The organism is Franzmannia qiaohouensis (assembly GCF_031451695.1).
Classification (GTDB): Bacteria; Pseudomonadota; Gammaproteobacteria; order Pseudomonadales; family Halomonadaceae; genus Franzmannia; species Franzmannia qiaohouensis.
Map to the genome: position 1 here is coordinate 80,013 of NZ_JARWAM010000017.1, position 18,593 is coordinate 98,605.

Below are 18,593 nucleotides of genomic sequence, written 5' to 3' on the forward strand. Positions count from 1 at the left end.
GCTCGCGATGCAACTGGCCGATAACAGCAGCCTGGCCATTCGCGCCTGGCAGGACAACGCCCAGGGGGCCCAGGCCTGGCTGACCCGGCACTGCCAGGGCGCACCCTCGCCGCAGGGCGTCACGCTCAGCGAAGGGGTGGTGCTGTGGCAGCACGAGCGGCAGTGGCTGCCGGTGGCGCTGTGGCCAACTCAGGCGGACGGTGCCGACCTGTTGGCCCTGGCGGACGACGTGCGGCATAGCGGCCGGGGCATGGTCATCCAGCTCGACGACCGGCATATCGGCCTCGGTTACCCGGTGCGCGACGTGGGCCAGGAGGGCGACGACGCTGCCAGCGAGGAACCACTGGGCAGCCTGCTGGGGGCGGTAGCCCTGAGAGTAGCGCTGCCCAAGGGCCAGGAGGCGTCGCAAGAGGCCCTGCAGCCTGCCCTGGTGGCGCTGATGTCGCGCCTCGAGGACGGCGTGGCGGTGCTCGAGCGCGATGCGCTGGCGCGGCATCATCAGGGTACCCAGCGTGCCCAGCGCGAACTCGCCGGTCACCTGGAACTGCTCGCGGCGGTGCTGGCCGAGCGCCGCTTTACCAACGCCGGCATGCAGCTGGTGACGCGCCTTGCAGCATCGCTCGGGGCCGAGCGCGTGACCCTGGGCTGGCGGCGCGGTACCTCGACGCGGGCGGTGCAGGTCTCGCACAGTGCCCAGTTCAATCGCAAGATGAACCGTATCCGTGCCACCGAAGCGGCGATGGACGAGGCGCTCGACCAGCGCGCCAGCGTGATGTGGCCCGACCAGGAGGGCCACCAGGCCGAGCTGGGCCACGGCAGCGTCGTCAGCCGCGCCCACGCCGCGCTGCTCGACATGACCGGCGGTGACGCGGTGCTCAGCCTGCCGTGTCTGGACGGCGAGAAGCCGCGCGGCGCCATCACCATCGAGCGTGAGCGCGGCTTCAGCTATGACGAGATCATCGCCCTGGAAAGCCTGATGGCCCTGTGCACCCGGGCGCTGGAGGAGAAGCGCCTCAATGACCGCGCGCTGCCCATCAAGCTGGCGGTGGCATGCGGCGACCAGCTGGCCAAGGTGGTGGGCCCTGGCCACCTTGGCATCAAGCTGGCGCTGCTGCTGCTGGCCGGTGGGGTGGCTTTCGGCAGCCTGGCCACCGGTACCGACAGCGTGGCCGCCGATGCCACCCTCGAGAGCCGCGAGCAGCGGGTGGTGGCGGCGCCGTACCGCGGCTATATCGATCAGACGCTGGTGCGCCCCGGCGACCGCGTCGAAGCGGGCCAGACCCTGGCGCTGATGGACACCCGCGAACTGCTGCTGGAGCGGCTGCAGTGGCAGAGCGAGCTGGCCCAGTTCGCCGGCCAGGAGCAGGAGATGCGCGCCATGGGCGACCGTGCCGCGCTGAATGTGATTGCCGCCCAGCGCGACCAGGCCGATGCGCGTCTGGCGCTGGTCGAGTCGCGCCTGGCCAGGGCCACGCTGATTGCCCCCTTCGACGGCGTGCTGGTCTCCGGCGATCTGACCCAGCGGCTGGGCGGTAGCGTCGAGCCCGGTGAGGAGCTCTACCGGCTGTCGCCGCTGGATGGCTTTCGCATCGAGCTAGAAGTACCCGAAGCGCGCATCGACGACATCGCCGTCGGCCAGCGCGCCGAACTGGTGCTCGCCGCGATGACCGACACCCGGCTGCCGATGACCATCGAACGACTGACGCCGCAAACCCGCAGCAGCGAGGGCAGCAGCCGCTTCGTGGTCGAGGCGCAGCTCGACGAGGATGCCCTCGGCGACGTACGCGAGTCGCTGCGCCCCGGGATGCAGGGCGTGGGGCGCATCGACGTCGGCGAACGCCGCAAGCTGGCCATCTGGACCCAGGAGCTGGTCGACTGGCTGCGGCTCTCCGCCTGGCGCTGGTGGGGCTGAGGCATGGCAGGACCGCTGTTCAGCCAGCACTGGCACCGCGTGGCCGATTTGCGGCTGCGTTTGCGCGGCCACGCCAGTCTGCACCGCCACGAATACCGCGGCGAACCCTGGTATGTGCTGCACGACAGCCTTACCGGGCAGGTGCACCGCTTTACCCCCGAGGCGTATCAAGTCATTGGCCGCCTGGACGGCAAGCGCAGCGTGCGCGAGATCTGGGAGCAGGTCAGCGCCTCGCTGGGTGATGCCATGCCCACCCAGCAGGAGCTGATCGCACTGATCGGTCGCTTGCACAGTGCCAATGTACTGGCCGGCCACGGCGAGATCGACATCGACGAGCTGTCGCAGCGCCAGGACAAGCAGCGGCGCGGCAAATGGCTGCAGATGGTGCGCTCGCCGCTGGGGATCCGAGTGCCGCTGCTCGACCCGGAGCGCTTCGTCGCCGCCACCTATCCCATCGTCAAGCCGCTGATCAGTCCCCTGGGCGGCGCGCTATGGGTGGTCACGCTGCTCTCGGCGCTGCTGCTGATGGGCATCCACTGGTCGGCGCTGACCGCCAACCTGGCCGACCGCGTGCTGGGGGTCGGCAACCTGGTGATGCTGGCGCTGATCTACCCGCTGATCAAGATCCTGCATGAGCTCGGCCATGCCTGGGCCACCAAGGACGCCGGCGGCGAAGTGCATGAGGTCGGGGTGATGTTCCTGGTGTTCTTCCCGGTGCCCTACGTCGACGCCAGTGCCGCCGCGGCCTGCCCCAGCAAGTACCGGCGCATGCTGGTAGGGGGCGCCGGCATCATGGTCGAGGTGTTTCTCGCCTCGCTGGCGATGCTGGTATGGGTGATGGCCGAGCCAGGGGTAGTGCGTGCGGTGGCCTTCAACGTGATGCTGATCGCCGGGGTCTCGACGCTGCTGTTCAACGGCAACCCCCTGCTGCGCTTCGATGCGTACTATGTACTGGCCGACTTTCTGGAAATCCCCAACCTCTTCAACCGCGCCAATCAGCAGGTCAGCTATGTGGTCAAGCGCTACTTTCTCGGGCGCCGCGAGGTGACCTCCCACGCAGGCTCGACGCGCGAAGCCTGCTGGCTGGTCGGCTATGCGGTAGCCTCGTTCTGCTACCGTCTGGTGATCATGGTGGCCATCGCGGTCTTCGTGGCCACCCGCTACCTGTTCGTCGGCATCCTGCTGGCGCTGTGGTCGATCAGCATGACGCTGCTGGTGCCGATTCTGAAAATGTTCAAGGCGATGACCATGGACGACAACCTGGAAGGTTCGCGCGGCAAGGCGTGGGGCTGGTTCACTGCGCTGCTGGTGGTAGTAGGGGGGCTGCTGTTCGGGCTGCCCGCGCCCTATGCCACCACCCTGCATGGCGTGGTGGAGAGCCGCGAGCCCGCACAGCTGCGTGCCGGTGCCAGTGGGGCGCTGGCCGAACTGTGGGTCGAGGACGGCACACAGGTCGAGGCCGGCGAGCCGCTGCTGCGACTCGAGGCGCCTGAGCTTGCCGCCGAAGTGCAGCTGCTGGAAGCCCAGCAGCGCGAGACCGAGCAGCAGCTGCAGGCCAGCGTGCGCGACGCGCTGGCGGCCAACATGCTGCGCGAAACCCTGCGGCTGACCGAACAGCGGCTCGAGGATGCCCGCCAGCGCGCCGCGGCAATGGTGCTCAACAGCCCCCGCGACGGCCTGCTGCTGATGCCTGAGGGCAAACCCAGCCTGGGGCGTTTCGTCGAACGCGGCACGCCGCTGGCGGTGGTGGTCCGGCCCGAGGACCTGCGGGTGCGCAGCCTGGTGCCGACGCACCGCGCCGATCGCGTGCGTGGCGACGCGCAGTCGGTGTCGCTGCGCCGCCCGGGCAGCGACGCCAGCGTTGCTGCCGGGCTTGCCTGGATGGCCCCCAGTGCGTCGCACGACATTCCCAGCGACGTGCTCAGCGTCGACGGCGGCGGCAGCGTGGCACGCGACCCCCAGGCCGAGTCGCCGCTGACCGCGTTCCGCCGCCACTACCTGGCCGATTTCGACGCCAGCGCACTGATTGCCGAAGAGCAGCCGGTGCGGCTTGGGCAGCGCGTCTATGTGCGCGTCGAGCATCAGCCGGAGCCGCTCGGCTATCGGCTATGGCGCGACGCGCGGCGCTCCTTCCTGCGGCTGTTCGACGTATGAGCAGCTTGAAACTACCGCGCGATGTCATGGCTCGGCCGGAGCGCCAGCAGCAGGCCCCCACCAGCCTGGAAAAGCCCTGGAACTGGCTGCGCGCGCGGCTGACTCGGCCCTCTCGCCTGCGCCGCTGGTCGATGCGGCTGGCGCTGGTGCGCATTCACCGCCACGCCCGGGTCTGGGCCGGTTACGACGAGTCGCACTTCGATGCCGAGCTGGCCAACCTGCGCATGGCGCTGATTCAGCGCGGCCTGAGCCGCGCCCTGGCGCTCAACGCGTTGGCCGCGGTGCGCGAGGCGGCGGGTCGCGAGCTGGGCATGTGGCATCACGACGTGCAGCTGCTGGGCGGGCTGGCGATGCTCGATGGCCATATCGCCGAGATGCATACCGGCGAAGGCAAGACCTTGACCGCCACGCTGCCGGCGGCCGCGGTGGCGCTGGCCGGTACGCCGGTGCATATCATCACCGTCAACGACTACCTCGCGGCCCGCGATGCCGAGCTGATGACGCCAGTGTATCGGCGGCTGGGGCTCGAGGTGGCGGCCATCGTCCACGACATGACGCCCGCCGAGCGGCGCCAGGCCTACGCCGCGGACGTGGTCTACTGCACCAACAAGGAGCTGGTCTTCGACTACCTGCGCGACAGCCAGGTGCTGGGCCGGTTTCGCCAGCCGATGCTGGCGCATGCGGCGCGCCTGCGCGGTGACCTCGCACATCGCAAGCTGCTGCTGCGAGGTCTGCATTTTGCCATCGTCGACGAGGCCGACAGCGTCATGCTCGACGAAGCCCGCACACCGTTGATCCTCTCGGGGCCGGCGCCACAGGACGCCTTCGACATCGCCCTGATCGACCAGGTCAACGCCCTGGCGGGCACCTTTGTAGAAGGCATTCACTTCGTCAAGGAGCGCGGCCAGCTGCACCTGACCGACGCCGGCAAGCAGCGCCTGACCGAACAGAGCGAGCAGCTGATGGCTTCTCGCCAGGCGGGCGCGGGCTGGGTTGGCCGCTCGCGGCGCGAGTGGCTGATTCAGCAGGCGCTGGTCGCCCGCCATCAATTCCAGCGCGACCAGCACTACCTGGTACGCGACGGCAAGGTGCAGATCATCGACGAACACACCGGCCGGGTGATGGCCGACCGCAGCTGGGAGAAAGGGCTGCAGCAGATGATCGAACGGCTCGAAGGCTGTGAGCCCAGCGACCCCAACGTGACACTCGCGCGTCTCACCTACCAGCGCTTCTTTCGCCGCTACCATCAGCTCGCTGGCATGACAGGTACCGCCCGCGAGGTGCGCCAGGAGCTGTGGACCACCTACCGCCGTCGGGTGGTGGCCATTCCGCCGCATCGCCCCAGCAAGCGCCGGATGCTGGGCACGATCTGTGTCGCCGACCGGGCGGAGAAATGGCGGTGGATTGCCACCCGGGCGCGCCAGCTCGCCAACCAGCAGCGAGCGGTGCTGGTCGCCACGGTGTCGCTAGCCGATGCCGAAGCGCTCTCGGCGGCGCTGCACGCAGGCGGTATCGCGCATGCCATGCTCAGCGCGCGCCAGGACGCCGAAGAGGCCGAGGTCATCGCCCGGGCCGGCACCGCCGGCACGATTACCGTGGCCACCAGCATGGCCGGGCGGGGCACGGATATTGCGCTAGATGAGACCGCCAAGGCGGCAGGTGGGCTGCATGTGATCGTTGCCGGCCACCACGATGCATCGCGGGTCGACCGCCAGATCGCCGGACGTAGCGCTCGCCAGGGCGATCCCGGCAGCGTCGAGTTCGTGGTCGCCGAAGACGACGCCCTGCTCGAGGAACTTCAAGAGTGGCGCCGCCATATGGGCAAACTGCCGAGCCGGCTGCAGCGCGCCCAGGCCATTCGTGAGGCGCGCCACGCCCGCGAGCGCGCCAGGCTGCTTAGCGCAGACTGGCGTGAAAGCGAGTTGCTTGGCTTCAGTGGCCGCGGCGAATGACAGTTATCGCAACCGATAGGAATTAGCATGAAACCCATTCAGCCATTAATTGCCGCCATCAGCCTGCTGCTGGTTGCGCCCCTGTCCTGGGCCGAAACCTCGCCGGAGGAGAGCGCGGGGTTTGGTGAGATCAGCTGTCTGGTGGAACCGGGACGCCAAGCGATCCTGTCTACCCAGATACCCGGCGTTATCGACGAACTGCTGGTCAGGGCCGGCGATGAGGTCGAGGCCGGCCAGGCGCTGTTTCGCCAGGTGCAGGATATCGAGCGTGCCAGCGTGACGCTGGAGGGCGCACGTGCCGAGTATGCCGGGCGGCGGTTACAGCGCAACCAGCGCCTGATCGAGCAGGGTATGCTCAGCGACAGTGAACGCGATGAGCTGGATACCGAACTGCGCCTGGCGCGTATGCAGGTTGGCTTGGCCAACGCCCAGCTAAGCCAGCGCAGTAATGCGGCACCCTTCGACGGGCTGGTAGCGAGCCTAGAAGCAGAGGAGGGCGAGTACATCGACGCCACGCCGGTCCTCGAGCTCGTTCAGCTCGATCCGCTGCGCATCGAGGCCGTCTTGCCGCTGCCGGCCTATGGCCGCCTGGAGATAGGCGATCGCATCGACGTCAACCTGCATGCGCCAGTAGATGAAACGACGACAGCCGAGGTAGAGCGCATCGATGGCGTCATCGATCCCTCCAGCGGCACCTTCGGCGTCGGCTTGCTATTGGCCAATCCGGATGGCGAGATTCCCGCCGGGATCAACTGCTCGCTGCTTGGCGGTTGATCACCGTCGTTACATAACGACACATGGACCGGTTCCCACCCCGGTAGTAAACGCGTTAGGGTCGTATATCACTGTATTGACACGGAGATGATATGTCCTTTGTAACGCGCCTCGCGGCTCCAATGCTTGCCGCCCTGGTGGCCGTCCCGGCCGTCGCCCAGCAAATGGCCCCGCAGCAGCAGGCGGCGCCGAGCCCCCAGGAGCAGGTTGCTCAGCTGGACGAGATGGTGGGGCTGGATCAGGCGCAGCAGGACCAGATCGCCGGCTACCTCACCGAGCTCCAGGAGGGCGTCGGCCAGCGCCAGGACGAAGTCCAGGCCCTCGAGCAGCAGCTGCTCGACCACTCCGGCCCCGACTATGACGAGAACGCCATCCGCCAGACCGCCAACCAGTTGGGTGACCTGACCGGTGAGATCGCCGCCGACAGCGTCATCCTCCAGTCGCGCATCGAAGCGGCCATGACCCAGGAGCAGCGTGACGCCCTTGACGAGGCCGCGCGCCAGCAGCAAGAGCAGATGCGCCAGATGCAGGAGCAGATGCAGCAACAACAGCAGCAGCAAGCGCCGCAGTAACCAGCGGCAACGCTGACGCCGAGATCGCTGACAGGTTTCGGCCAACACCGCGAGGCGGCTTCCACTCCTGGAAGCCGCCTCGTTGCGTTTATGGACTGTCGCTGGCCTTCTGGCGGCGGGCCAGGCCATCGGCTGTAGCTTGCCGCAGATCGCACCCTGCTGTCGTTAGGCAAGATCGCCTGATCTCTGCGGCCTAGTCGACCTCATAGTAGGAGGCAAAGACGGCATGATTGGAGCGGGTTTCCGGTAGTACGTAGACGATGCCATTTGATTGCCTGAATGTCGTACTTATCACGCTGGTAAAGAAGTGCTCCGATACGTTGATACAGCCATAGGAAATCCTTTTGTCGTGGGCAGAGGGTGACGCCAGGCGCTCCGCACGTTGTTCGCTGGGATTCCCGGTGAATACCGGATGCAGTGAAATAGCGTTTTCATAATCCACCCAGAGTATGACGCCGCCCTTGAGGTTACGCCCCAATGAGGCCACGAAGCGGCCCGCCGGGGTGGTTCTTTCCTCCGGCAGGATGCTCGCCAGGGGGCGCTCGCCAATCCCAGGTACAGAATCATCCCCCACTGCTAGACCCAGCAGCGCCGATGCCTCGTCAATCAGTTGGCCACTGGCATCGAACACCGCGACTCTGGCTTCATGCTTGTCGATAATCATGAATGGCATGCCGAGATTATCCCGGGAGTCGATCACCCAGTTCGCGGTGGTTCTCGCCTGTGGTGAAACGCGCTCCTGTGCCTGTGCAAACTGAAGCGCGACAAGAGCAACCAGCAACCACCCCAGGCACAGCGCTTTTATGAGTTTCAAGGGGTGTGTCCTCACTGGCGGTCCTGCCTGGGCGCAAATACCGGCGGTACATAGGCCTCAGCCGGTGTTACTGGCGCCTCCGGCTCGGGGGTGAGCTGGTTCAGCTGCTGTGGCGGAACATTGACGCCGGTCACGCTCAGCGCCAGTCCCTGTGACACCAGGATGGGCGGTGAGCCAAAGACGCGGCCGTTCTCGTCCTGAGCGTAGGTATCCGGCGTGATGGCTTCTCCCGCCAGTCTCGCCAGCAGGGGGACAAGCACTTCCGGAGGGAGATTTCCCAGGTCGGGGGTGAGGGGATCAAGGTCAGAAGGGTCGGTCGGCAGAGGGTCTGTAGGGCTCGGATCGGTCGGGCTCGGATCGCCAGGATCGCCAGGATCGCCGGGGTCGGTAGCGCTGACAAGCAGCTCACCGTCGATATAGGTAATGCTGTAATTGCTGGCGCTGAAGGTGCCCCCTGTGGCATCAGTGGGGGTGATCGCATAAGGGCTGCCGTCTACACTGGCGGTGGCCACCGCTCCGTCGCTGGTAAGGCTGACGCTCTCCACTGTTTCTTCATTCACCAACCCCTCGGAGGTGAAGGCCTGAGGTGAAAGGATGAACGTTTCCCCGAAGACCTTGGAGCCGTCATCGGCGGTGATCGTCAACGGTGCCGGGGTGATGTCTGCCCGCGTGAAATAGGTACCAGGATCGGTACCATAGGGGGCGAAGAGGTCATACACCTCGTCGTCGAAGGTGGCTTCAAAGGTGATTGGCTTTTCAGTGCCCACATCCTTGGTATCGAACATGGCATTGCTTGTCGTACCCAGTGCAACGGGTGGCGGCATGCCATTGATATCGGGCTCAAGGCCGACGACGGTAGCGTCCCTCAGGCCGTCGTATACCTTGTCCTGGCCCTGTCCGAACACCCACGCCTTGGCATCCAGCTCTCCGCCTCCCGTCAGATTCAGGGCATAGCCGAGAATTTCGCTCTCGGTGGTGCCGTAGCTTTCGGGGTTGAAGCGAATGACCAGATCGCCGGTACCAATGGTGATGCAGTTGATTCCACAGGTAATGAAGACGGTGCCGGCATCAGCCCCCGGCCCGGTGCCGTCATTGTCGGCAATCAGGATGACATCACCGGTGGTTACCGAAATCGGCGCCTCCACCAGCACATTCTGCCCGGCAATCGCCGTCAGGCTGCCGGTCGTGATCGTTGCCTCCGCAGCCAGCATGATGTCGTTATTCGCGTTGAAGGTAAGGTCGCCGTTCGTGGTAGTGATGGCGGCATAGACGTTTACATCGCGCTCGGCGTTGGCGACAAGGCTTCCATCGGTAGCGGTAATCGCGGCGTTGATGTTCACATCGCGATCGGCATTCAGGGTCAGGGTCGTCGGTGCGGTCCAGACGATGGCATCGTTGACGTCGATATCGCCATTACCAGTGCCGCTGACACCGTTATTTTCCGTAGTCACGGTGATGTTGGCACCGCCCAGGTTGAAGACCAGATCGTTGACGTTGATATTGGCCGTACTCACACCGGAGTTGGGTGCGAAGACATTGTCGGTGGTGGTGCCGTTGGATGTTGCTTCGCTGGAGATCGTGACATCGGCCGGGTCGAGCAGCCACATCCCCATGCTGCCATTGGGAGCGCGGGTGTCGATCCTGATATCTGCCACATCCAGCCAGTGGCCGGAGGTCTCGATAAGCCCGCCATTGCCGGACTGCTCACCACCGCGTGCCGAAATGCTGCCGTAGGCGCGGGTCGAGCCATCGGCCCATACCACCACTGTCCCGCCGTCACCGTCGGTGCTGGCATTGGCGTTGATAGTACTGCCTGCGCTCATGTAAGCCGCCTCGGCGTTCTGCACAGCGGGATCGTTACCCTGGTAGCCACCGCCGATCAGTACGGTACCGCCACCGGCCTCCCCGGACGCATCGATCTGGGCGTCATACAGACCAACACGCTGGCTGGTTGCCGTCACGCTGCCGCCGGTCTCTCCAGCGCCATTGCCGGACACATCCAGAGTGCCGCCAATGCTCAGGGTGCCGCTATGCATATCACCCAGCAGCATGATGGTGCCGTTGCGGTTTTCGATGCTCTGGGCGCTTATCACCCCGGTGTTGTTGATCGCCGACTGGAGCAGGTCGCCCGCCGACTGAGCGCTCATCAGGACATTGCCGCCGTCGGCCTGAATCAGCCCGCCGTTTTCCGCCAGCGCATCCAGCGCACCCTGGTCGACGGCGACATTCAGCAAGCCGTCGCCCGCCACGTCGAGAGTGATGGCATCACCCGCTGCCAGCGCCACCGTGCCGAGATTGGCCTGAAGGGTGCCCTGGTTGCTGACGTTGGCGCCAAGCAGGGCGATATACCCGCCGTCGGCACTGATCGTGCCCTGGTTGACGATGCTGCCGTTGCCGGCCCCCGCGAAGCGGTAGTTGCCAGCCATGAAGTCGCTGTCGCTGAGGCCCAGGGTGGAGGCCACCAGACCGCCAACGTCGACCGAGGCACCCTGGCCGAAGAGCACACCGTTGGGATTGATCAGGAAAACGTTGCCGTTGGCGGTAAGGCTGCCCAGGATGTTCGAGGGGTCGGCGCCAAGCACCCGGTTGAGCGCCGTTGCACTGCTGTTGGGTTGAGCAAAGTTCACCGCCTCCCCCGAGGCAATATCAAACGCCTGCCAGTTGATGGCGGCATTCTGAGTGCTCTGGATGATCTTCATCTCACTGGCATTGCCACCGATACTGACACTGCCCGAGGATACCTCTGCGCCCACCGGCAGGGCCCAGGCATTACTGCCGGCCACCAGAAGCATCGATGCAATAAGCGGCTTGAGTATAAAAGGGACTCCCGCCGGTTTCGTGACAGAGGCGCCATTCCTTGGTTGCCAGATGACTTGGTAGATCCTGTTCATGAGAGTTATCCAAGTGTTTTGCTTATCTAGAATGGGTAGGTGCCAATATGTTGGCAGGGCAATCAGAAATACTTGACCAGCTGTATCCAGAATTGGCCGTCCGAATCCGGTGCTGAAGTGGCTACCTCATTACCAAGTTTATGGGCGTAGTAAGTTTTTACGGAGAAGTTGTTGTAGTCGGCCCAGTTGAGACCCACGCCGGCTCCACTCAGGGTCCTGCTATTATTGGCGTCGTCCCAAGGGTCCTTATTGAGCGTGACGCGCCCCGCATCGACAAATCCGATCAGATGTACCAGGCCGGGCACCTGGTCGGAAAGGGCGGTCAGGCGCTGTCGGGCTTCAAGGGTGGCCAGATACCCTTCATCGGCAAAGGCTTCGCCCTGGGGATAGGCGCGGACACCGTTCATCCCGCCAAGCGACATCTTCTCGGAGCTATCCAGATTGCCAGAGGCGAACTGCGCGGCCAGCGAGCCATAGAGTGAGAAGGTGTCGGTAAACTGCTGCACGCGCATGACGCTCAGGCTCAGCTTGTTGAAATCGCCATGGGTCCTCGCCGTCACGGCATCCACCTCGCGAACGGTGGGCGTTTCGATGTCGATCTGGCCGCTATGCAGGGTGACCGAGGCCGCCGTCAGGCCGCCGGCCCCCACGCTATCGCGGTGGTCGCCGTAGAGACTCGCCATCACCACATCGGCACTCTTTTCGCTGATGCTGGAAATGAAGTCGTAGCGGTCTTCGAAGGTCTTGTGGTCGTAGCCGATCTGCGCGTAGAGATTGGTCTGGCGCGAGCGAACCAGCGGATAGCGGCCAAACAGGCTGGTCACCCTTGCCTCGCCTTCGGCTCCGAGGGCGCTGAACTCCTTGCCCAGCTTATAGTCCAGGTGGCTGTAGGCCACGCCGGCGGTGGCCCGTCCCAGCTGCAACTGATAGGCAGCGCGGGCATAGTTGAGGCCGTCGAAGCTGCTCAGTACGCGAACGCTGGCCACATCACCTTGGCCTGCAAGGTTGTTGACATGAACCGTGCCGCCGACACGATACTCGCCGGTATAGTAGCTGCCCGCGTTATCGGCATCGATGCTGCCGGTCACACGCTGCCCAGGGGTCACATCGACGATCAGGTCGGCCGCACCCACCGACGCACCCGGCACCAGGGTCGACTGCACATTGACGCCGGGGATATCCGACATCAGCAGCAGCCGGTTCTCGAGTGGTTTGCGGTTGATCACGTCGCCGCTCTCGAGGCCGCGCAGCAGGCCTTGGGGCAGCCGATCCGAGAGTGCGCTCTGGTTGCGCAGGGTGATATCGCCATAGCGCCCCTCCGCCACGGCGATCATCACCACGCCATCCTCGATGGCCTGTGCGGGCAGGTAGGCCTGGGCGAGAAAGTAGTCGTTGCGGTGATAGAAATCGGTGATACGCGAGGCCATGGCCTGCAGGTCACCCAGGCTCAGCTGGCTGCCTGGCCGGAAGCCGGTCAGCTCGAGGAGTTCGTTCTCGGTGTACAGGCTCTGCCCACTCAGGCGCAGGGAATTAACCTCGATCCTCTCCGCGCTGTCGGTATCCCGTGCCGGTACCTGTTGTTGCTGCACCTCAATTTCCGGTGCAAGCGTTTCCAGGGTAGGCGAGGACGGTATCTGCTGCAGCTGCCCGCCGGCACTGGGTAGCGGGGCAGCGTGGAGGTGCGCCGCAAAACCGCCTGCACTTAGCGCCAGTAGAGCAAAGGGAATAAGTTTATTGTGGAACATGTTCACCTCGAACGTTCTGTTCGCTGCTGATCTTGCCTGCTTGGCACTACAGGCCCTTGTATGATTTTTTATATGAAACATGAAGTTAATCTTTTGCCGGGCTCTTTATATTTTCGGCCTCTGTATAGTGGCGTGGTTGTAGTGAGATTAAATTGGGGAATTATCGATCAATAAAAGTGCTTCCAGACCTATTGTCCAGAATCCAGAAAATATGGCGAAGAGCGCTCAAAGATTTTAATATTTATGAGTTTTTGTATCATGGTTAATAAAAACTCGCCCAACTGTGCGTTGGCACACATAGCAGGACCATTAGTTGCTGCTTGTGACTTGCTGCCGGAGGGGAAGGAGCTTTTCTGGTAACGCCGGACATATTTAGTTACATAAAGACGCCTTACTCGGTTACCACCCCGGTAGTAAACGCGTTAGGGCCGTATATCGCTGTATTGACACGGAGATGATATCTCCTTTGTAACGCGCCTCGTTGCGTTCATGGACTGTCGCTGGCCTTCTGGCGGCGGGCCAGGCCATCGGGTAGGCTGAACAAAAAAGATAAGCACGCAAAGGAACCCGGGGCATGAACGACTATCCGCAGATTCGTCATCACGGTGGCGCCGAGGGGGTAACCGGCAGCTGCCATCGGCTGCAGCTTGCCTTAGATCGCGCCCTGTTGGTCGACTGCGGCCTGTTCCAGGGCCAGGACGCCGACGGCGACAGCGCGTTCGAGCAGCACCAGGTGGCGTTCAGCGTCGACGACGTGCTGGCACTGCTGGTCAGCCATGTGCATATCGACCATATCGGCCGGCTGCCCTACCTGCTGGCGGCAGGCTACACCGGCCCGATTCTCTGCTCGGTGCCCTCGGCGCGGCTGTTGCCGCTGGTGATCGAAGACGCCCTGCGCATCGGCTTCACCCGCGACGCGCAGCTGATCGAGCGTTTCCTCGACGAGGTGGATGGGCGCCTGGTGGCGCTGGAGTACAACGTCTGGCACACCCTGCTCGACGATGCCCGGCACTGCGTCAAGGTCAGGCTGCAGCGCGCCGGGCATATCCTCGGCTCCGCCTATATCGAGGTCGACAGCCTCGAGCGGGCCAGCGGCAAACGCCAGCACACACTGTTCTCCGGCGACCTCGGCGCCCCCTACACGCCGCTGCTGCCGGCCCCCAAGCCGCCACACGGCTGCGACGTGCTGGTACTCGAGTCGACCTACGGCGACCGGCTGCACGAGCAGCGTAGCAGCCGCAGAGCGCGGCTCAAGGCCGCCATCGAAGGAGCGCTGGAGAACGCCGGCACCGTGATCATTCCCGCCTTCAGTATCGGCCGCACCCAGGAGCTGCTCTACGAGCTGGAAGGCCTGATCCACGCCGCCAAGGAATCGCGCTGGCGCGAGCTGGAGATCATCGTCGACTCGCCGCTGGCTGCGCGTTTTACCCAGCTCTACCGCGAGCTCAAACCCTACTGGGACGCCGAGGCCCACCGTCTGCTACGTGGCGGGCGCCATCCGCTGAGCTTCGACAACCTCACCACCGTGGAAGGCCACGACGCCCACCAGCGCACGGTCGCCTACCTGGCAAGCAGCGGCCGTCCCGCGGTGGTAATTGCCGCCAGTGGCATGGCCAGTGGTGGGCGGGTGGTCAACTATCTCGCCAAGATGCTCGGCGACCCGCGCCACGCCGTGCTGTTCGTCGGCTATCAGGCCCCCGGCACCCTGGGCAACGACATCCGCCGCTACGGCCCCCGCGGCGGCTGGGTCGAGATCGACGGCGAGCGCATCGACATTCGCGCCCACGTCGAGAGCATCAGCGGCTACTCGGCCCACGCCGACCAGCACGACCTGCTCAACTTCATCCGCCGCATGCGCAAGCCGCCTCGCGAGATCCGCCTGGTACACGGCGATGCCCATGCCCAGGCGGCCCTCAAGGCCGAGATCGACGCCTGGGCCAAGGCGGCAGGGCACCACGTCGACGTAGTAGCCAACGCCAGCGAAACCCACCCCCTCGTGACTGACGTCACTCCCACATAGGCCTTGGCGCCGCCCCTTACTCCTTACGCTGGGCGAGGCTCATCAGGTAGAGCGCGGCGGCAAGTGCCAATACCGAGAGTGCCAGATAGATGGCATCCAGCGGGGTCTGGAAGCGGATATCCACCACGGCGCGGAAGAACTCGATGATTACCGCCAGGATCACCACCCGCGCGATCTTGTCCTTGAGCTGGTCGAACGACTGCACGTTGAACGGGTGGTGGGGCGTATGATCCTCGGCCTGCTCGATGGGCGACACGAATAGCCGATAGACGCCGAGCCCGAAGATCAACAGCACGATGGCGATCAGGTAGATATCGATGGCCATGATGATGCTCGGGACCACGCTATCGTGAATGTCCTCGATACCACCAAACAGGTAGTACGCCACGGTATCGATCAACACCTTGATGATGTCGATGGTACCGATGGTGAATAGCACGACTGCGCCAAGCAGGCTGGGGACGACCGCCATCATGACCAGGAAGCGTGAATTCCACAGGTAGCGCTCAAGCCGCTGCTCGGTGCGGCTCTGCGGCGCGGGCGGTGGGGCGTCGGCTTGCTTGCCTTGTGAACCGGGATCGTTGTGCATATTGGCAGTATCTCGAGACAGTGGTGCGCGAAGCTCAGCGCGGCGATGCATTGTGTTTCAAGCGTTTCAACCAGCGCTGTTTGGCATATTGGCGCAGATTGTGCACGTCATCGGTTTCATCGACGATGTCCTGGCCGAGAATGGTTTCGATGATGTCTTCCAGCGTGATCAAGCCTACCCAGGTGCCGTTCTCGTCGTGTACAACGCGCAGGTGGTGGTGATCTCGCAGCATATCGGAAAACACCTGCTCGATGCTGGTGGTGTCGGCAATGCTTATGATGGGCCGCTTGATCTCGCCCATGGTCTGCGCATCATCGGCATGGTAGGTATCGGTACGATGCACATAGCCAAAGGCGTGTTCGCTCTGGTCCATGACCGGCAGTCGGGTATAGGGCGCCTTGCCATACTGCGCATCAAACTCCGCAACCGTCATCTCCGGGGGCACCGTTTCACATACCGTGCGCGGCGTCATGGCGTCCTTCACCGCCATCTCATGCAGGTTGAGGATATTGATGATGGTGCGTGACTCGTCCGGGTCAAGCACGCGCTCCTCGAGGCCGATGTTGGATAGCGCCTTGATCTCGGCGCGCAGATCGACGTCGTGCTCGGACTTGCCCAAGCGCCGGGTGATCCTTTCCGACAGCCAGATGAACGGCATCAGCAGCACGATCATGATGCGCAGCAGCGGGGGCAGAAACGGCGCCAGCTGGCGCCAATAGGTCGCGCCCAAGGTCTTGGGAATGATCTCCGAGAGCACCAGGATCAGCAGCGTCATGACTGCGGAGGCCACGGCAATGTAGGTCTCGCCGAAGATCACCGCCACCTGGGCGCCAACGCCGGTGGCGCCGGCGGTATGCGCGATGGTATTGAGCGTCAGGATGGCGGCCAGCGGCCGGTCGATATTGGCCTTGAGTGCCGCCAGTGCGGCGTGAGCGGTAGGTCGATCCTCCTTGAGCCGGGCAATGTAGCTTGGCGTGAGCGAAAGCAGTGCGGCTTCGAGGACGGAGCACAAGAACGATATGGCAAGTGACGCAACGATGATCGTCGCAAGAAGAATCATGGGGGCTCGCGGTGAGGAGTGTTTGCGCTATATACGCAATGGCCGAGATGCTGTCAACGCCGGCGCGTGGATGTGTTGCCCTTACTGGCCTATGCGCTTCAGCTGCCAGCGGCGAAGCTGCAACAAGCCCGCCATCACGACCCAGGTGCATAGTGCTGCCAGCGCATCGTCGGCGACGATCCCCAAGCCGCCATGCCAGCTTTCCACCCAGTGTATCGGCGGCGGTTTGAGAATGTCGAAGAGGCGGAATAACAGGAACGCAGAGGCCATCACCCAGGGGTTGCGCGCGGCCTGCAGGCCGAGAACCGCAAGCGGAAACAGCAGGAACTCATCGGCAACGATCTGCGACGGGTCACCGCCGCCAACCGCCAGCGCCGCATAGTGGCAAAGCGGGATGGCTACTGCGACAAGCAGGGCAGCAAGGGTTGCCTGAATCGCCAGCGGATAGCGCAGCAGCCACCAAGCCAGCGGCAGGCCCAGCAGACTACCGAAGGTTCCCGGTGCCAGTGGCAGGGTGCCGAGGCCAAAACCGGTTCCCACCGCGATGAGTATCCCTTCCAGCACGCGCTTGCCTCCTGAGGCATCATTAAAGAGCCACAAAGAATAGCATTGGCGGTGCGTTTAACCCCATCGTGACTAAAGTCACTCCCACATTGGCCTTGGCGCCGCTCCCAGTGTAGGAGCGAATTCATTCGCGATTGCAGCACGCAGCGCTGCTGGGGTAGAGCAACCCCATCGTGACTAAAGTCACTCCCACATTGGCTTCGGCGCCGCCCCAAGTGTGGGAGCGAATTCATTCACGATGCAGCGTGCAGCGCTGCCGGGGTAGGCCAACCCCCATCGTGACTAAAGTCACTCCCACATTTGGCCTTGGCGCCGCCCTCGTGTAGGAGCGAATTCATTCGCGATTGCAGCGCGCAGCGCTGCCGGGGTAGGCCAACCCCCATCGTGACTAAAGTCACTCCCACATTTGGCCTTGGCGCCGCTCTCGTGTAGGAGCGAATTCATTCGCGATTGCAGCGCGCAGCGCTGCTGGAGTGTAGCAACCCCATCGAGACTGAAGTCTCTCCCGCATTGGCTTTGGCGCCGCCCCAAGTGTGGGAGCGAATTCATTCGCGATTGCAGCGCGTAGCGCTGCCTGGCCGCCGCATATAAGGCGTCTATGCTCAAATAACAAGGAGAGTGGGGGGTACCATGGAGAAGAATCAGCCACACAGCCATGCCCTGCGTCGTGGCCGCGTATCACTGCCGCGCCAGGCCTATCTCATAACGACGTGCACCCATCAGCGATTGCCCTTGCTGAATTCCTGGTCTCCAGCAAGATGCGTGGTAAGGGAAATGCAGTCATTGGAGAACGATGGCTGGGTGTCGTCGCTCTCCTATGTGATTATGCCAGACCATCTCCACTGGCTGTTTATGCTTGATCAGGCGCAACTCGATGCAGTGGTCAAGCGCTTGAAAGGCCGCTCGGCGAGAGCTATTAATGCCTACCTCAATCGGCGCGGCTCAGTGTGGCAGCAGGGTTATCATGACCGCGCGCTGAGGCGTGAGGAAGACGTGCGCAGCATTGCACGTTATATCGTTGCCAATCCTCTGAGAGCAGGCCTCGTAAACGATATCGGTAAATACCCGCTTTGGGATGCGATGTGGTTATAAACCCATCGAGACTGAAGTCTCTCCCACATTGGCTTTGGCGCCGCTCCCAGCGTAGGAGCGAATTCATTCGCGATGCAGCGCGCAGCGCTGCTGGGGTAGGCCAACCCCCATCGTGACTAAAGTCACTCCCACATTGGCCTTGGCGCCGCCCCCAGCGCAGGAGCGAATTCATTCGCGATGCAGCGTGCAGCGCTGCTGGAGTGGAGCAACCCCATCGGGACTAAAGTCACTCCCACATTGGCTTTGGCGCCGCCCCCAGCGCAGGAGCGAATTCATTCGCGATGCAGCGCGCAGCGCTGCTGGAGTGTAGCAACCCCATCGAGACTAAAGTCTCTCCCACATTTGGCCTTGGCGCCGCTTCCCTGTGGGAAATGGGATGGACCCGTCCCCCCTTGTGCCAAGATGAGTTTGCAACGCCATCTTGGGTGCATGGGGCACCACACGGCATCTCGGA

General features: G+C 63.7%; 13 protein-coding genes. 7 read left to right on the forward strand and 6 right to left on the reverse strand.

Features of this window, described 5'->3' with window-relative positions; genetic code table 11:
* Positions 1-7 precede the first annotated feature (7 nt).
* The 5 genes from QC821_RS19110 (at position 8) to QC821_RS19130 (ending at position 7,364) form a co-directional block, all read left to right on the forward strand.
* Positions 8-1,912, forward strand: coding sequence for an efflux RND transporter periplasmic adaptor subunit (locus tag QC821_RS19110; RefSeq protein ID WP_309724718.1), 1,905 nt, complete (start codon positions 8-10; stop codon positions 1,910-1,912).
* Between the two features lie 3 nt (positions 1,913-1,915).
* A complete protein-coding gene (locus QC821_RS19115; RefSeq protein ID WP_309724720.1) occupies positions 1,916-4,066 on the forward strand; it encodes an HlyD family efflux transporter periplasmic adaptor subunit in 2,151 nt (716 codons plus the stop codon).
* Positions 4,063-6,018, forward strand: a complete 1,956-nt coding sequence (locus QC821_RS19120; protein ID WP_309724722.1) for a preprotein translocase subunit SecA — start codon at positions 4,063-4,065, stop codon at positions 6,016-6,018. Before QC821_RS19115 ends, QC821_RS19120 begins: the two co-directional genes overlap by 4 nt.
* 27 nt (positions 6,019-6,045) lie before the next feature.
* Entirely contained in the window at positions 6,046-6,792 is a 747-nt protein-coding gene (locus tag QC821_RS19125; RefSeq protein ID WP_309724724.1) for an efflux RND transporter periplasmic adaptor subunit, read from the forward strand.
* 92 nt (positions 6,793-6,884) lie between these two features.
* Positions 6,885-7,364 carry a hypothetical protein gene (locus tag QC821_RS19130; protein ID WP_309724726.1) on the forward strand — a complete coding sequence of 160 codons (480 nt, stop codon included), beginning with the start codon at positions 6,885-6,887 and terminating at the stop codon, positions 7,362-7,364.
* A 193-nt stretch (positions 7,365-7,557) separates the two neighbouring features.
* Here the strand turns inward: QC821_RS19130 and QC821_RS19135 are convergent, their stop codons facing one another.
* The 3 genes from QC821_RS19135 to QC821_RS19145 form a co-directional block, all read right to left on the reverse strand.
* Positions 7,558-8,178 carry a hypothetical protein gene (locus QC821_RS19135; RefSeq protein WP_309724728.1) on the reverse strand — a complete coding sequence of 207 codons (621 nt, stop codon included), beginning with the start codon at positions 8,176-8,178 and terminating at the stop codon, positions 7,558-7,560.
* An 11-nt stretch (positions 8,179-8,189) separates the two neighbouring features.
* Positions 8,190-11,069 carry a two-partner secretion domain-containing protein gene (locus QC821_RS19140; protein WP_309724730.1) on the reverse strand — a complete coding sequence of 960 codons (2,880 nt, stop codon included), beginning with the start codon at positions 11,067-11,069 and terminating at the stop codon, positions 8,190-8,192.
* A 62-nt stretch (positions 11,070-11,131) separates the two neighbouring features.
* On the reverse strand, positions 11,132-12,814 hold the full coding sequence (locus QC821_RS19145) for a ShlB/FhaC/HecB family hemolysin secretion/activation protein (protein WP_309724732.1): 1,683 nt from the start codon (positions 12,812-12,814) through the stop codon (positions 11,132-11,134).
* A 574-nt stretch (positions 12,815-13,388) separates the two neighbouring features.
* Between QC821_RS19145 and QC821_RS19150 the strand changes: the two genes are divergently transcribed.
* Positions 13,389-14,834: an MBL fold metallo-hydrolase RNA specificity domain-containing protein gene (locus QC821_RS19150; protein ID WP_309724734.1), complete on the forward strand. Its 1,446-nt coding sequence runs from the start codon at positions 13,389-13,391 to the stop codon at positions 14,832-14,834.
* 16 nt (positions 14,835-14,850) lie between these two features.
* Here QC821_RS19150 and QC821_RS19155 read toward each other — a convergent pair whose 3' ends face one another.
* From QC821_RS19155 to QC821_RS19165, 3 genes are all read right to left on the reverse strand, one after another.
* Positions 14,851-15,423 carry a YqhA family protein gene (locus tag QC821_RS19155; RefSeq protein ID WP_309724736.1) on the reverse strand — a complete coding sequence of 191 codons (573 nt, stop codon included), beginning with the start codon at positions 15,421-15,423 and terminating at the stop codon, positions 14,851-14,853.
* A gap of 34 nt (positions 15,424-15,457) precedes the next feature.
* Positions 15,458-16,483: a CNNM domain-containing protein gene (locus QC821_RS19160; protein ID WP_309724738.1), complete on the reverse strand. Its 1,026-nt coding sequence runs from the start codon at positions 16,481-16,483 to the stop codon at positions 15,458-15,460.
* Positions 16,484-16,564: 81 nt separating this feature from the next.
* A complete protein-coding gene (locus tag QC821_RS19165) occupies positions 16,565-17,047 on the reverse strand; it encodes a phosphatidylglycerophosphatase A family protein (protein ID WP_309724739.1) in 483 nt (160 codons plus the stop codon).
* A 630-nt stretch (positions 17,048-17,677) separates the two neighbouring features.
* Here QC821_RS19165 and QC821_RS19170 point away from each other — a divergent pair.
* Complete coding sequence (locus tag QC821_RS19170; protein WP_309724741.1) at positions 17,678-18,139, forward strand: REP-associated tyrosine transposase; 462 nt, start codon at positions 17,678-17,680, stop codon at positions 18,137-18,139.
* The last annotated feature ends 454 nt before the right edge of the window (positions 18,140-18,593 follow it).